The 15,234-nt window shown below is 66.8% G+C and carries 12 protein-coding genes; 2 read left to right on the top strand and 10 right to left on the bottom strand.

Going from position 1 to position 15,234, the window contains the following annotated elements; genetic code table 11:
• Positions 1-77: 77 nt before the first annotated feature.
• The 10 genes from dnaB to VGQ44_01825 all read right to left on the bottom strand — a co-directional run bounded on the left by dnaB (position 78) and on the right by VGQ44_01825 (position 11,132).
• Positions 78-1,481, bottom strand: a complete 1,404-nt coding sequence (dnaB, locus tag VGQ44_01870) for a replicative DNA helicase (GenBank protein HEV8445529.1) — start codon at positions 1,479-1,481, stop codon at positions 78-80.
• Positions 1,426-2,430: a uracil-DNA glycosylase gene (locus VGQ44_01865; GenBank protein ID HEV8445528.1), complete on the bottom strand. Its 1,005-nt coding sequence runs from the start codon at positions 2,428-2,430 to the stop codon at positions 1,426-1,428. The genes dnaB and VGQ44_01865 overlap by 56 nt, the downstream gene beginning before the upstream one ends.
• Positions 2,420-3,673, bottom strand: a complete 1,254-nt coding sequence (gene coaBC, locus VGQ44_01860; protein HEV8445527.1) for a bifunctional phosphopantothenoylcysteine decarboxylase/phosphopantothenate--cysteine ligase CoaBC — start codon at positions 3,671-3,673, stop codon at positions 2,420-2,422. Before coaBC ends, VGQ44_01865 begins: the two co-directional genes overlap by 11 nt.
• Positions 3,630-3,839, bottom strand: coding sequence for a DNA-directed RNA polymerase subunit omega (locus VGQ44_01855; protein HEV8445526.1), 210 nt, complete (start codon positions 3,837-3,839; stop codon positions 3,630-3,632). The genes coaBC and VGQ44_01855 overlap by 44 nt, the downstream gene beginning before the upstream one ends.
• A gap of 14 nt (positions 3,840-3,853) precedes the next feature.
• Positions 3,854-4,543, bottom strand: coding sequence for a guanylate kinase (gene gmk, locus VGQ44_01850; GenBank protein ID HEV8445525.1), 690 nt, complete (start codon positions 4,541-4,543; stop codon positions 3,854-3,856).
• Positions 4,540-5,397: a YicC/YloC family endoribonuclease gene (locus VGQ44_01845; GenBank protein ID HEV8445524.1), complete on the bottom strand. Its 858-nt coding sequence runs from the start codon at positions 5,395-5,397 to the stop codon at positions 4,540-4,542. Before VGQ44_01845 ends, gmk begins: the two co-directional genes overlap by 4 nt.
• Positions 5,398-5,447: 50 nt before the next feature.
• Positions 5,448-7,343: a hypothetical protein gene (locus VGQ44_01840; GenBank protein HEV8445523.1), complete on the bottom strand. Its 1,896-nt coding sequence runs from the start codon at positions 7,341-7,343 to the stop codon at positions 5,448-5,450.
• Positions 7,344-7,351: 8 nt separating this feature from the next.
• On the bottom strand, positions 7,352-8,830 hold the full coding sequence (locus VGQ44_01835; GenBank protein ID HEV8445522.1) for a leucyl aminopeptidase: 1,479 nt from the start codon (positions 8,828-8,830) through the stop codon (positions 7,352-7,354).
• 46 nt (positions 8,831-8,876) lie between these two features.
• Positions 8,877-10,124 carry an isocitrate dehydrogenase (NADP(+)) gene (gene icd, locus VGQ44_01830; GenBank protein ID HEV8445521.1) on the bottom strand — a complete coding sequence of 416 codons (1,248 nt, stop codon included), beginning with the start codon at positions 10,122-10,124 and terminating at the stop codon, positions 8,877-8,879.
• Between the two features lie 63 nt (positions 10,125-10,187).
• Complete coding sequence (locus VGQ44_01825) at positions 10,188-11,132, bottom strand: glycosyltransferase (protein HEV8445520.1); 945 nt, start codon at positions 11,130-11,132, stop codon at positions 10,188-10,190.
• Positions 11,133-11,328: 196 nt separating this feature from the next.
• Here VGQ44_01825 and VGQ44_01820 point away from each other — a divergent pair, with 196 nt between their 5' ends.
• Together VGQ44_01820 and VGQ44_01815 are read left to right on the top strand one after the other, a co-directional pair.
• Positions 11,329-13,590, top strand: a complete 2,262-nt coding sequence (locus VGQ44_01820) for a hypothetical protein (GenBank protein ID HEV8445519.1) — start codon at positions 11,329-11,331, stop codon at positions 13,588-13,590.
• Positions 13,587-14,747 (top strand): HD domain-containing phosphohydrolase, encoded by a 1,161-nt coding sequence (locus tag VGQ44_01815; protein ID HEV8445518.1) that lies wholly within the window; start codon positions 13,587-13,589, stop codon positions 14,745-14,747. Before VGQ44_01820 ends, VGQ44_01815 begins: the two co-directional genes overlap by 4 nt.
• Positions 14,748-15,234: the final 487 nt, after the last annotated feature.

Raw genomic sequence — 15,234 nt, 5'->3', positions numbered from 1 at the left:
CGTTGCAGTATCGTGTCGTATAGCTCCAATTGGCGCGAGGACCGTCGAGCGCCACGATGGACTCGGGGGGAGTCCAACTAGCCCCGCTGAGTGTAGCTCTCGAAGCGGGTGTATTGCTTGTGAAAGAACAGATTCACGAAGCCGGTCGGGCCGTTGCGCTGCTTGCCGATGATGACCTCGGCCTTTCCCTCGAGCGAGTTGCCGTCCTTGTCGGTCGGGCCGTCGTAGAACTCCTGACGGTACAGGAACATGATCAGGTCGGCGTCCTGCTCGATGGCGCCCGACTCGCGGAGGTCGGAGAGCTGGGGGCGCTTGTTGTCGCCGGTGCGCTGTTCGGGGGCGCGCGAGAGCTGGGACAGCGCGACGACGGGGACGTTCAGCTCCTTGGCGAGGGCTTTCAATCCGCGCGAGATCTGGCTGACTTCCTGTTGCCGGCTCTCGGAGTTGCTCGGGCCCTGCATGAGCTGGAGGTAGTCGACGATCACGAGCCCGATGCCCGACTCGGTCTTGAGGCGCCGAGCCTTGGATCGCATCTCGAGCAGCGTCATGCCTGGCGTGTCGTCGATCCATACCGGCGCGTTCTGGAGAATGCCCGCCGCCCGAGCGAGGCGCGGGAAGTCGTCGTCGCGGAGCAAGCCTTTGCGCAGCCGCTGCGCGTCGATGCGAGCCTCCGACGTGAGCATGCGCTGCACGAGTGACTCTTTACTCATTTCCAGCGAAAAGAGCGCAACCGGAACTTTGTTCTCGATGGCCGCGTGTTGCGCGACGTTCAGCGTGAACGCCGTCTTTCCCATCGACGGACGCGCCGCGACGATGATGAGGTCCGACGGCTGGAAGCCTGAGGTCAACTCGTCGAGATCGCCGAAGCCGCTCGCGACGCCGGTGACCGTCGCGCCGCCGGCGTGCAGCTTCTCGATCCGCTCCATCGTCGGCCAGAGCAGCTCCTTGAGGCGCGTGAAGCCCTCGCGTGTCTGCTGCTGGCTCACCTGGAAGATCTTCGACTCGGCGTCGTCGAGGAGCTCGCGCGCCGTGACGTGACCGTCGAACGCCTCGGTCACGATCGACGTGGAGACTTCGATCAGCCGGCGCAGGATCGCCTTCTCGCGGACGATCTTGGCGTGGTACTCGATGTTCGCCGCCGTCGGCACCGCGTCGACGAGGAAGCCGATGTAGTCCTTGCCGCCCGACCCTTCGAGATCGCCGCGGCGCTGCAACTCGTCGGAGAGCGTGAGCGGATCGACCACGCCGCCGCGCTCGGCGATGCCGACCATCGAGCGGAAGATCCGCCGATGGCGCTCGGCGTAGAACATCGTATCGTCGACGTATTCGACCGCGCGGAGCACCGCGTCCTGGTCGATCAACATCGCCGAGAGCACCGCTTGCTCGGCGTCCTCCGAATATGGAGGACGCCGATCGCGGTACGGGTCACGCGTCGGCGCGTGTACCGGAGCTATCGAGAATTCGACGGGCGAGCTGGACATCTTCCCAAGTGGGACGCTTCCAACCCGGATTCCGGAGAAGCGCGGCAGGGTGATACGTGACCACGAGCGGTACACCGTAATAGCGGTGAACCTGGCCGCGCAACTTGCCGATCGACAGCGTCGTATTCAAGAGCGTCTGCGCGGCGAATGTTCCGAGTGCGAGAATCACCTTGGGACGAATCAGCTCGATCTGTCGAATGAGATACGGACTACAGGCCTTTACTTCGTCCGGTAGAGGGTTACGGTTTCCCGGCGGACGATGTTTGAGGACGTTGCAGATGTAGACGTCTTCACGCTTGAAGCCGATCGCGTCGAGGATCTTCGTGAGCAACTGGCCGGCCGCGCCGACGAACGGGCGGCCCGTTTGATCTTCGGTCGCGCCGGGTGCCTCGCCGACGCACATGAAGTCCGCGTTGGGATTCCCTTCGCCCGGCACCGGATTCGTCGCCGTCGCGTGGAGAGGACATCGTGTGCACGACGCGACATGGGTCGTGAGTGCCTCGAGCGTTTCGAGCGACGCAAACGGTCCGCCGAACAACTCGCTCGTCGGCGTTCCAACAGTTATTCCGGGTGCGACCGACACGATCGGCGCCGCCGGCGGCTCGGCACTTCCCGAACCGGGTGCCGCAAACGAAGTGTCGTCGGGTGTTTTCGCCGCCGGCTTTTCCGGTCCACCGGTCCACCGGTCCACCGGTTCACCCGCCTGTTCTTCCCCCGCGCGTAGAATCGCCCGCCAGTCGCTCGGATCCGCCGGCGCCGCAGCACCGCCACGAGTCCCGGCCGAAACCGGCGAGGCCGGCTTTCCTGATGCGCGGGCTCCCGCCCCGCCCGCAGTCCCGCCGAGCAGCCGCATCGCTTCGTCGACGGTCATGCGATCGAGCACGAGCTCCGTCTCGCCCATCTCGCGGCGCTGCTCCAAGTACCGTCGAAGCTGTTCTCTAGCGTCCACCGAGCAAGGCCTCCACGCGGTCGAGAATTGCGTCGGCCACTTCGGCTTTCGACATGAGCGGAAGCCGCGACTCGACGCCGTCTCGCGAGATGAGTGTGACGCGATTCGTGTCCGTGCCGAATCCGGCGCCGGGCTCGGTTGCGTCGTTGACGACGATCAGATCGAGATCCTTCGACTCGAGCTTTCGGCGGCCGTTGGCCAGCACGTCGTTCGTCTCGAGCGCGAACCCGACGATGACCGAGTCGCCGCGGCGTTTGGCGCGCGTCGATTGGAGAATGTCGGGTGTGGGCGCGAGCGCGATCGACGAGCGCGACTCGGTCTTCTTGATCTTTGCCTGCGCCGGATCCGACGGACGAAAATCGGCCGGCGCGGCGGCCATGATCAGCACGTCGGTCGACGGGAGCGCGCCGTCGATCGCGACCTTCATGTCGTTCGTCGACTCGACCGTCGTCACTTGAACGGCCGTTGGAGCGGCAACGCTCATCGGACCGGAGACGAGCGTGACGTCGGCGCCGCGGCGCCAGGCCGCCGACGCGAGGGCGACGCCCATCTTGCCGCTGCTGTGATTCGAGATGAATCGAACCGGGTCGATCGCTTCGCGCGTCGGGCCCGCGGTCACGAGAACGCGTTTGCCGCCGAGGGCCCCGCGCGGCTCGAGTAGTCTCCCGACGTGCGCGAAAATCGTTTCGGGTTCCGGCATTCGCCCGGGACCGGTTCCCTCACCCGCCGCGAGGTCGCCCGCGTCCGGATTCAGAATTCGATAGCCGAGCGACGCCAGGTGGGTCACGTTGTGCTTCGTTTGTGGGTGCGCCCACATGTGGTCGTTCATCGCCGGCACGAGCAGCACGGGCGATTTCGTGGCGAGCAGCACGGACGTGAGTAGATCGTCGGCCTGCCCGGTCGCGGCGCGAGCGAGGAAGTCGGCGGTCGCCGGGGCGACGACGAGCGCCGTCGCGCTGCGCGCGAGCGCGATGTGGTCGAGCGCGCGCCCCTGCTCGAACATGCCGGCGTGGACCGGTCTACCCGTGAGAGCTTCGAACGTGATCGCGCCGACGAACTCGGTCGCGGCGCGCGTCATCACCACGTCGACTTCGGCGCCCGCTTTCGTGAGCAGTCGCGCCAGCCAGGCCGATTTGTAACTGGCGATGCCTCCCGTCACCCCGAGGAGGATTCGACTCCCCGCGTACGGGCGGATGGAACTACTCGGCGCGTCGCCGCGGGACGACGTGGTACTCGATGTCACCCTTCGCCAGCTCTTCGAGCGAGCGCGTGGTGAGCTTCTTTTCGCGCGACGACGAACGGTCGCGCGGGAACTCGTTGAGCACGCGGGCATACTTCGCGGCGACGAGAACTCCCAGGTACTTGTTCGCGGCGTGACCCGCGATTTCATCCGGCGTGAAAACCCGCATCGATCAACTCCGATCTAGCTAGTGGTCTGTCGTTGGACTTCCGCTTCGAGCCGCCCGACGAGCTGCTCGACCTTGCGCTGCAATCCAAAAATCCGCTCCCGGCTCACGACCTCGGCGTCCACGATCGCGCTGACGCGTGCGACCGCCTGGTCGAGGTCGTCGTTGACGACGACGTAGTCATACTCGTTGACGGCCCGGAGCTCGTGGAGAGCAGAATGTAATCTATCGAGGAGCTGCGTGGGGGATTCGGTATGGCGGCGTCTGAGACGTTCCAAGAGCACGTCGGCCGAAGGCGGTAGCAGGAATACACTTACGGCCGCCGGAAAACTCTCCCGAATCTGCCGGGCGCCCTGCACGTCGATGTCCATGATGACGTGCCGTCCACCGGCCAGCACCCGCGAGATCTCGCGCCGCAGCGTGCCGTAGAGGTTGCCATGCACCTCGGCGGACTCGATGAACTCGCCGAGCCGCCGGCGTTCCACGAATTCGTCGCGCGTCAGGAAGTGATAGTCGACGCCGTCCTGTTCGCCGGTCCGCGGCTCCCGAGTGGTGCAGGAAACCGAGTATCCAACGTCCACCCGCCGCGCGAGCAGCCGGTGCGCGATCGTCGTCTTTCCGCCGCCGGAAGGAGACGAGAGGATGATCGGAAAGATCACCTGGCCCCAGGCGCCGGTGTCGCCGTCGCTCTCTTCCGCCTGGCTCACTCGAGGTTCTCGGCTTGCTCGCGGATCTTCTCCAGCTCCTCTTTGATCAAGACGACATCCTGCACGATCGCGGCGTCATTCGCCTTGCTGCCCGTCGTGTTCGCTTCACGCAGCAACTCCTGCAGGAGAAAACCGAGGCGCTTACCCACGCCGTCTCCGGGCGGCGCGGCGATCGTCGCGCGAAAGGCCGCCACGTGGGTGTGAAAGCGGCTGATCTCCTCGGAGACGTCCAGCTTGTCGGCGATGATGGCGATCTCCTGCGCAAGGCGTTGCTCGTCGACCGTCACACCGGACGCCAGTTCGTGTACCGCCTGGCGGAGCCGCTCCCGATGCTCGACGAGGCGCTGCGGCGCGCGCGCCGCGATCCGATCGACCGCCTGCTCGATGACCGCGAGCCGCGCGCCGACGTAGCCGGATAGGCGCGCTCCCTCGACCGAACGCATCGCGTCGAGCGCCTGCATGGCTCGATCGACGATCTTCACCAGTTCTTCGGCGTTGCCGGCCGTTTCGTCCGCGGGAGCCGCGACGACGTGCGGCAATCGCAGAACCGTCGCGGCGTCGATCGCGCCCTCGAGCGCGAAGCGCTCCTGCAATCGGCGGATCTGATCGACGTACTGGCCGAAGCGTGCTTCGTCGATCGTGCCTTCGGATTCGTGACGCGCGAGCCGCGCGGTGACGGCGATGTGCCCGCGCGAAACGCCGCGCCGCAGGGCCTCGCGCACCTCCGGCTCCCAGCGGCTCAGCTCGGCCGGGAGCTTGATCGACGGATTGAAAAAGCGGTGGTTGACCGAACGGATCTCGACAGAGACACGCGCTCCGCCGACCTCGCCGTCCGCGGCGCCGAAGCCCGTCATGCTCTTTATCATATCGCAGGGGCGAAACTACGGACTGACAAAAAGATTTGTCAATCGGAGAAGGACCAGCGCACCCCGTAGAAATTCATCTGCCGCGGCATGACGAACCCGCCGATCTGGGAGTAGCGCTCGCCGAGCATGTTCCGGAATTGCCACGAAATCGTAGCGCTGACGATCCGGATCTCGAGGAGCAGGGAGATCGTTCGGAATCCTGTGGCGACCGAGGGTTGGGTGGACTCGAGCGACGGGAAATGGACGTTCGAGCGGTACTCGTGAATGATCGCCGCCGTGAGCCCGAAATCGTTGGTCGGGAAACGGTTCGAGAGATTCGTCCGCACGTACAACTCCGCGCGCGTCTGATACTGCGGCCGGTACGCGCCGGTCGAGTCGTTCCAGCGGATGCCGTACATGTCGGCGCCGAGCGGACCCCAGAGCTGTCCGCGAACCGCGCCCTCGAATCCGGTCGCGCCGGGCGCGTGCTGCGCGATGTAGCTCGTGTCGTACTCGCGAGCCGGAGCCAGGAGCGCGCTGTCGCGCCGCAGGATGCCGCCGATGAGCCAGAGTTGGTGGAGTCGAATCCCTGCTTCGCCGCGCAGGTACGTCGTCGAGATGCCGGCGGGCACGTGGTAGTCGATTGATCGGGCCGCGCTTCCGAGCAGCGAGATGAACGGAAACGGCTGGAAGCGCAGCGTCACGTCTCCGCGCGCGATCGAATCGACGCTCTTCGCTTCCGCATAGGCCGACACGCTCACGAACTGCGTCGTGAAGCTCGCGCGCGCCGTCGGGGCGAAGATTGAATGTCCGCCGGCAAAGAACGCGCGCGCCGCACCGCTCGCGCGAAACGGCCCCTGCACCGTCCCGGCGGTCGCCACGTACTGCGTGAGGAACTTGCTCGTGTCGAGCGGCGCGATGACCAACGCCGACTCGGCCGCCGTCACCGGCAATCCCACGAACGAGCGAATGCCCGTATACCTGTAGCGCGACGTCCCGGCCATGACCTGCGCCCACATGTTGTCGGCGTCGGGGTCGGCATAGCCGACCCGCACGTAGGCATCGGTTCCCGTCGACGACGTCTGCGGAATCGAGTCGCCCTGCACGTTCGGCGACACCTCGCTGATAATCACGCCGCGGTGGCGGCCGATTCGGGTGCCGAAAGCGTCCACGCTCCATTTCTGTTTCGCCCAACCTGCCCGGACGACGATGCCCACTTGGTCGCTGCTCGAGCCGAATTGCGCGGGAGGCGTCGTGCCGTACTGCTGCGCGCCGAATTGGAAGGCGCCGCCGTTGTCCAGGCGCGTGCCGAGGAACGCGCGATAGAGATTCGTCTGCTGGTCGCCCGTGTTGACGTCGGTGCGTGTTTCCGTGTGCGTGTTCCGCACGCGCCAACTTCGCAGGTACACGCGGATCTCGTCCGCCGTCTGCTCGACCGTCGCGTCTTCGGCCGACCAAAGATTGATCTGCGTGAGATCGAGCACGCCGCCGGTTCGCGGGTCGATCGACTTGAGCTCGAGCCCGTCGAAAAAGACGCGCACGCGCCGCACGTCGCCTAGATACGAGCCGACTTGCGGCGGAGGCAGCCACCCGCCCCGATATGTCGACACGCCGGCGACTCGCTCGAGCAAATCGGCGACGGTGAGCGACCCGGTCCCGAACAAGGAGTCGCGCGGCCAGTACAGGCGTTGTGCGATCGACAGCGGCGGCGGACTCTCGGCGTGCGCAATCGGCGACTTGATGCTGTCGGCGCGAACGCGCTCGCGGCGGATCGAGTCCACTCTGAACAGACTGTCGCGCACCGTGTCGGCGCGCGTGCGGAGCCGCGGCCGCAAGCTGTCCGGCGGCGGGGGCACTTTCGGCCGGATCGTGTCGATGACTTGCGCGCCGAGACTCCGGTGCGAAACGGCCCCGGCCAACAGGCCGAGGCCGATGACCAGCAATACACGACGCAACAGACGGCTCAGCGTGCGCGCCCTCGTACGAACTCGACGAACGTTCCCACCGGCACTCCCGTCGGCCCGCGCGGCACCGTGCCGAGATCCGACTCGGTGTACGCGGTTCCGGCGATGTCGAGATGCACCCATGGATAGTCGTCGGCGAATTCTTTGAGGAACAGTGCGGCGGTGATCGTGCCCGCGGGACGCCCGCCCGAATTCTTGATGTCGGCCACGTCGGACTTGATCAGATCCTTGTATTCGTCCCACAGCGGCAGCGGCCAGCCGGGTTCACCGGCGCGCTTGGCCGCGTCAAGCACTTCCTGCACCAACGGTTCTTGATTGCCCATCACGCCCGTCGCGGTGTGCCCGAGCGCGATCACGCAGGCGCCGGTCAGCGTCGCCGCGTCGATCACCGCCGCGGGCGACATCCGTTTCGCGAACGCCAGCACGTCGGCGAGCACGAGCCGTCCTTCGGCGTCGGTGTTGATGATCTCGATGTACTTGCCGTTCGATGCCTGCACGACGTCGCCGGGCTTCATTGCCTCGCCCGACGGCATGTTGGTCGTCGAGCCAATGAGACCCACGACGTTGATGGGAAGTTCCAACCGGCCGATCGCTTCCATCGCTCCGAGCACGCCGGCCGCGCCGCACATGTCGAACTTCATCCACTCCATGCCCTGCGCCGGCTTGATCGAGATGCCGCCCGAGTCGAAGCAGAGACCCTTTCCCACGAGCACGATCGGCTTCGCTCCCTTCGGCCCCTTCTGATACTCGAGCATGATGAGCCGCGGTTCCTGCGTCGTCCCCTGCGCGACGGCGAGGAAGGAGCCCATCTTCGCTTCCTGCATCGCCGCTCGGCCCATCACGGTCGTCTGCATGCCAAGTCGCTTGGCGATGTCGCGCGCGGTGTCGGCGAGATAGTCGGGCGTGCACACGTTGCCGGGCAGCATCCCGAGCTTGCGCGCGAGTGCCAGCCCTTCACCGAGGGCGGTCGCGACGCGCGCGCCCGTCGTGCGCGCGTCCGCGTCGGCGGCGAGGATCACCGCCTCGTCGAGCGGCGCGCGCTGTTCGTCGGCCGGGGGGGCGGTCTTCATCTCTTTGAAATCCCACGCGCCGACGCCGAGCCCGACACCCGCCGCCTCGACTTCAGTCGCGTTCAACGCGCCCGCGTAGAACGCGAGTCGTCCGACGCCGAGTCGAGTGGCCTGGCGTGCCGCGATGGCGCCCGCGCGACGAAGCGCCGCCGGGCGATCGGTCGCTGTGCCCAGCCCAACGAGCAGAACACGCTGAATCCCGCGCTCGCCGCCCGCGAGGTGCAGCGTCTCGTCTCGCCCGCCGCGAAAGTCGCGACGTGCGATCGAGCGGCCAAGCGCGCCGTTGGTCGCGCCGTCGACGGCGCCGAGCTCCGTTGCCAACGAGGGCGACGACGGCAGTGCGATGACGAGGAGTGGAACGTCGAGCGTTCCAAAATCAGGGGCGGCGCCTGAGACTATTGGTTTCATGCGCGGTTCGTGCGAAGGTCGGTTCGCGCTCGCGCCCGATTTGGCGTCACGCGGTCATTCCTTTGATGATTTCATCGCCGAACGCCGTCGTCGACACTTCGGTCGATCCCGGCATCTGGCGCGCGAGGTCGTAGGTCACGCGCTTCGACTTGATCGCGTTTTCGAGTCCGCGCGTGATGAGCACGGCCGCTTCGTTCCAGCCCAAGTATTCGAACATCATCACGCCCGAGAGCACCACGCTTCCCGGGTTGATCTTGTCCTGGTTCGCGTACTTGGGCGCCGTGCCGTGTGTCGCCTCGAACACCGCGACGCCGTCGCCGACGTTGCCGCCCGGCGCGATGCCGAGTCCGCCCACCTGGGCCGCCGCGGCGTCCGAGACGTAGTCGCCGTTCAGGTTCGGGGTCGCGATCACGGAATACTCATCGGGGCGCAGGAGCAGCTGCTGGAACATCGAATCGGCGATGCGGTCCTTGATGATGACCGCGTCGGCGCGGGCGTTGGCGCCGCCTTTGGCGAGGTCAGCTTCGGCCACGACACGCCCGGCGAATTTGTCGCGGGCCACCTCGTAGCCCCAATCGCGGAACGCGCCTTCCGTGAACTTCATGATGTTGCCCTTGTGCATCAGCGTCACGGACGGGCGGTTGCGCTGCAGCGTGTAGTTGATCGCCATCTCGACGAGACGTTTCGAGCCGAACGCCGACATCGGCTTGATGCCGATCGCCGACTCTGGGCGGATCTCTTTCTTCAACTCGCTCTCGATGAACTTCCGGAGCTTTTCCGCCTCGGGAGATCCGGCCTTCCACTCGATGCCGGCGTAGACGTCTTCGATGTTCTCGCGGAACACGACGATGTCGAGCTTCCCCGGATCTTTCATCGGGCTTCCGACGCCCTCGAACCAACGCACGGGACGGATGCAGGCGTAAAGGTCGAGCACCTGCCGCAGGGTGACGTTCAGCGAGCGAATGCCGCCGCCGACCGGCGTCGTCAGCGGCCCCTTGATCGAGACGCGGAAGTCCTGCATCGCGTCCACGGTCTCCTGCGGGAGCCAGTCCTTGTAGCTGGTGAACGCCTTTTCGCCGGCGAAGACTTCCATCCAGGAAACGCGACGCTGGCCGCCGTAGGCCTTCTCGACCGCCGCGTCGAACACGCGCACGGACGCGCGCCAGATGTCTGGTCCCGTCCCGTCGCCCTCGACGTACGGAATGATCGGGTTGTCGGGGACCCTGAGAACGCCGCGTTCGTATGTGATGCGTTCGCCGGCCGACGGAACGGTCGCGAGCTTGTATGACGCCATTGACGATTGAGTGAGTGCGGATCGATCCGAGCCGCGGAAAGCTATGCGGCGCGGAAAATCGCTTCAAGTTAAAGGCTGGATCCGTCGCTCGCGGGCGTATCGGCGGTATTCGCTCAGCGCACCCCACGAGCGCGCAGCCTCGATGTAGCTGTCGATCCACGCCGGGTTTCGTGTGGCACGCTGCCAGAGATACCTGGCGTGAGCTTTCGCGGCCGGCAGGAGCATCCAGCGCGGAACGCCGAAGAGGAGTGATACCCCCTCGGTGTCCCACCCGGACATGCGCACGTCGGTCACCCCGCGGCCGATGAAGCTCCGCCGGACGAACGGAAGGGTGAGTCTCTTCGGGCCGACGATGTGCTGTATCGTGGCGGCGGGAAGCCACACGCCGTGCATTCCGGCGTCGGCCAGCTCCTGGCAAAAGACCTCGTCCTCACACGCCGCACGGTCGTCGCCGATTCGGCCGAGCTCCGGCCGGAACGTGAATCCCTGCACCGCCGTCCGGCGGAACGCCATGTTGCATCCCCACGGAAACTCCCCGGGACCTAGCTGGCGCTCCGTGGCGCCGAGATCGTGCGCCTCGCCGACGTTGGTCGAAAGCAGGTGATGGCCGCGAAACCATGTCGGCAGCTCGCCCTCGTACTTCGGCACGATGACGCCGCCGAAATAGGCGGCGTTCGGCCATCGCGCGATCGCCACCGCGTACGCGTCCAACCAGTCGTCGTCGACGAGCACGTCGTCGTCGATGTAGATCAGGAGGTCGCCGGCGGCGTGCTTGAGCGCGCAGTTGCGCGCGTTCGAGAGGCCCTGCACCGGCTCGAGCAGCCGGGTGACCGGCAGCCGATCGGCGTACCGGGAAACGACCGTGGGTGTGTCGTCGGTGCAGTTGTTGTCGACGACGAGGACTTCCCACGTCAGTCCGTCGGGGACACGGAGCTCCGCGAGACGACGCAGCGTACGATCGAGCAATCCGGCTTGATTCCAGGTACAAATGGCGATCGTAACGTCCATGCGGGATTCCTCGGCGCAGAATCTCGTGAACGATAACGTCGTGTCTGCAATGCCCAAGGCGGGACTCGAACCCTCAGGGCCCGAAGGCCGGGGATTTTGAGTTGAATTTGGCGGCTCTCGCAGGCGGTACGCGCTTGCGACGTGCTAATGAAGGGATTCGGTCGTCAGAATTGGGTACCGACCCGACGCGGGGCTCATGTCCCTCATCCGAGCAGACCTCGCCGGTGCTGCCGACGCCGGTGATGACGATCCCACCGCCCCCGCGGGCGCGCAGCTCCCGGCGGGGAGGCGCGGGCATGGCATCAATGAGCCTCACGGAGCGCCGGCGGTCCTCCCGCGCGAGCTCGGCGACTTTCTGGTCGAGCTCGCGATCGCCCTGCACAAGCACGCGATCTACCCCGCCGGTCATCCGCTCCTCAATGGCGCGGTCGACACCGTCGCCCGCGCGTTGTTCGGGCTGCTCGCCGAACGCGCGGTGCTGTCGATCGGCGTCGCCCGCCGGCAACTCGTGATCGAGGGTGTCGCCACCGATCCGAATCATCCGCTGCTCAACGAGCTCGCGCACCGCTTCCATCGCCACCACCTCGGCGCGGCCAAGTTCGAGCGCGGCGTGGAGCGCGCGGAGCTGGCCGACTTTCTCGCGACGCTCGCGGTCGACGCGGGGCGAAGCGGCGGCGCGATCGGGCTCGACCCGGACTCGCTGCCGACGCGCTGGAAGCGCATCCACGCATTTCCGCTCGCCTACGACCATCTCGAGTTGCTTGACAGCGACAAGACGGACACCGTCGAAGGGCAGATCTCCGCCGGCCGCGGCGCGCAGCTCTGGGTCGGTCTCGCCACCGCGGCCCTCGCGGCCGAGGCCGTGCATGCCGGCGAGATGGACGGCGGGACACCGCTCGAGCCGATGGCGGTCGCCAAAGCGATCGACGAGCACGAGCACGAACGAGCGTACGATCAAGTCATCGTCGGTTACATGCTGCAAATCGCCGAGGAACTGACCACCGCACAGGTCTCGGCATTTGGCGCCGGACAGGGCTCTGGAGCCGTGTCGCTCGAGACGGCGGCGCTCCAGGCGCGAATGTCCAAGATGCTCGGCGCGCTCAAGCCGGAGACACTCGAGCGGCTGCTCGACATGGGCGGCGACGCCGCGCAGCGGCGCAGGTTTCTGCTCGAGGCGACGCGGGGGATGAGCGCCTCGGCCGTCGTGTTCCTGATGCAGGCGGCCGCGACGACGGAGAAGCAGACGGTGTCGCACTCGATGGTCCGTCTCCTCGCGAAGCTGGCGCAGCACGCCGAGTCCGGCGGAACGGCGCGGCGCGCGATGGCGGACCGCAGTCTTCGCGACACGGTCATGCGAATCCTGAGCGAGTGGACGCTCGCGGATCCGAATCCCGCCCACTACCGCGCTGTGCTCGAGGAGGCGTCGCGCAGCGCGGCGCCCTCGATCGGCGAGTCGGTCCCCGACCTCGCCCCGGATTGCGAGCCCGAGCGCATTGTGCAGATGGCGCTGGAGATCGGCGCCGTGGGCGCGACGCTCTGGCGCGCAGTGGAGCGGCTCGAGCGAGGCGGTCGTGCGGGCCTCGTGCTCGATCTCGTGGACAACGCGCCCGATCAGACGGCCGCGGCCGCCGTCGTCCACCACATGGCCAGGCACGATGGGCTGCGCCGCCTGCTCACCGCGGACAAGATCGACTTCGCGACGGCGGAGCGGATCGTCGAACGCGCGGGCGTGAAGGCCATCCCGGCGATTCTCGGAGTGGCAACGTCGGTCGCCGACGCGCGCTCGCGCGAGCACGTCTACGATCTCGTCGCGGCGCTGGGTGATGCGGCGCCGCCGCTCGTGGCCAAGCGGCTGTCCGAGCTGGATCGTCGCAGCGGCGGCGCCGTGGTGCAGCGGGATCTCATCGCGTTGCTCGGCCGCCTGGTGCCGAGCGGCGTTCTTCCGCAGGGCGTCGATCTCCTCCGCTATCTCACCGCGCAGGACGCGCAGGTGCGGCGCGAGGCGATCAAGCTGCTGCTCAGAGCCGGCGGGCCGGGGCGCGACGAAGCGCTGGCCGCATCGGTCGACGACGGCGATGGGCGCATCACCTACCTTGGGCTCACGGCGGCGTGTGAGCGATGCCCGCCTCACGTCGCCGCGCTCATCCGCGCGCGCCTCGACCGCGGGGATCTGGCGCCATCGCTCCGCGCGCTCGGCACTCGCGCGGCCGCGACAGTGCGCACGGCGGACACGCTGGCCTGGCTCGTGTCGCGCGTGGTGAAGTCGTCACGTCTGTTCGGACGGCTATCGTTGCTACCGGCGACCCCGGAGACGGTGGAGGCCGTGACGGCGATCGTCGCCGGATGGCGGAACGATCCCGCGGCGGCGCGCGTGGTGGCGCTGGCGACGAAGAGCCGCGACGCCCAGTACCGAGCCGCGGCGCGCGGGCAGGCGAACGCGGCGACGAGCGCCGCATGAGCGATCCCATTCGGTTCCTCACGTCGTTCGTGCAATCGCTGTCGACGATGGCGTTGTACGCGGAGAAGCATCCGGCGCGGGAGCGCGCTGTCGATCGTTCGTTCGACGTGCTGCGCGAGCTGCAGCTCGTGGACGCGCGCCCGCAGTTCACCTTTCTCGGCGAGGAGGTCATCTACGGGCAGTTTTCGCTGCGCGAGTTGCGTGATTGGGAGTGGGCGGCGCGGCTCGGCAACGCGGGCGTGCAGCGGCTGGAGTTCGAGCCGGAAGTCACGCGCGACGATTACGTGGAGTTCCTGGAGGAGGTGCTGGCACGGCTCGCCCTGACGGCGATCGACACGTCAGAGTTGCGGACGACGCGGAGGACGACGATCAAGTTCGGGCCGATCGGCGTGCGGGGTGAAGCGCGCGAGGTGCGGGCGTCCGCGGGGGCGTTCGACGCGCTGGCGACGATCGTCACCCTGCACGAGGAGGCGGCCGCGATCGAGTGGATGCACGAGGAGGTTGGCGAGCGCGGGAGGCTGCCGCTCGCCGAGGCCGAGACGGTGGTGCGGTCGCTGTCGCTGGCAATGCACACCGAGAGCGAGATGCTGCTGCCGCTGCTCGAGATGCGGCAGTTCGACGAGTACACGACGACGCACTCGCTCAACGTGGCGGTGCTGACGATGGCGCTCGCCGAGTCACTCGAGCTGTCGGCGCGCGAGGTGCGCGCCTTCGGCGTGGCCGGACTGCTGCACGACCTCGGCAAGGTGCGAGTGCCATTAGAGATATTGAACAAGCCGGGCAAGCTCAGCGACGAAGAGCGTTGCGTGATGCAGCGCCACACCGTCGACGGCGCACGCATCATCATCACGAGCGACCACGCGTTGGATCTGGCCGCGGCGGTGGCGTACGAGCACCACATCATGCTCGACGGCTCTGGGTACCCGGGCTGCCACTATCACCGCGACTGCCACCAGGGGAGCATGCTGGTCCACGTATGCGACGTCTACGACGCGCTGCGCACTAACCGTCCCTACCGGGACGCGTGGGAGGCCGACCGGGTGCTGGATTTCGTCGAGAAGCGCGCCGGCGTCGATTTCGAGCCCGCGATCGCCGCAACCTTCGTGGGGATGATGCGTCGGCTGGAGCACCGAGTGCAGCGAGGGCCAAGGGTCTAGGCCCGCGTTCGTCGGCGCGGGCCCGCCGACGCCCGACTATACATTGGCCAAAGGATATGTCCGTGACGAACAAGGCGAGCCGCGCCAGGGCTCGCCGTCTTCGCTTTTCACCTGTTGGATGGTACCACATGCCCAAGGCGGGACTCGAACCCGCAAGGCCCGAAGGCCGGGGGATTTTGAGTCCATTCCCAGGGTAGAAACAACGTACAGCAGCAGACGACACGAGGCCATATCGCAGGGACTTAACGATACGGCCTCTTGTTCGTTGTGGTGTGCCCTGTCCTGCTGTTCGGGCACAATACAGTCACAGAGAACGCGGACGCGACATCCCCTGCATTGGCGCTCGGCGCCCGGAACCCCGAGCCGCCTATGGTTCCGGTTTCGATACGCGACCTACCAGAGGAGTGCATGTGAAATCCCACGCTCCTGGGTAGCGCTTTTCGACCGTCAGCTCGATGGGAATAGACATCTCGCGCGCAGAATCCTC

The sequence above is a fragment of the Gemmatimonadaceae bacterium genome (assembly GCA_036003045.1).
Classification (GTDB): domain Bacteria; phylum Gemmatimonadota; class Gemmatimonadetes; order Gemmatimonadales; family Gemmatimonadaceae; genus JAQBQB01.
This window is presented reverse-complemented; position numbering and strand designations above follow the sequence as displayed.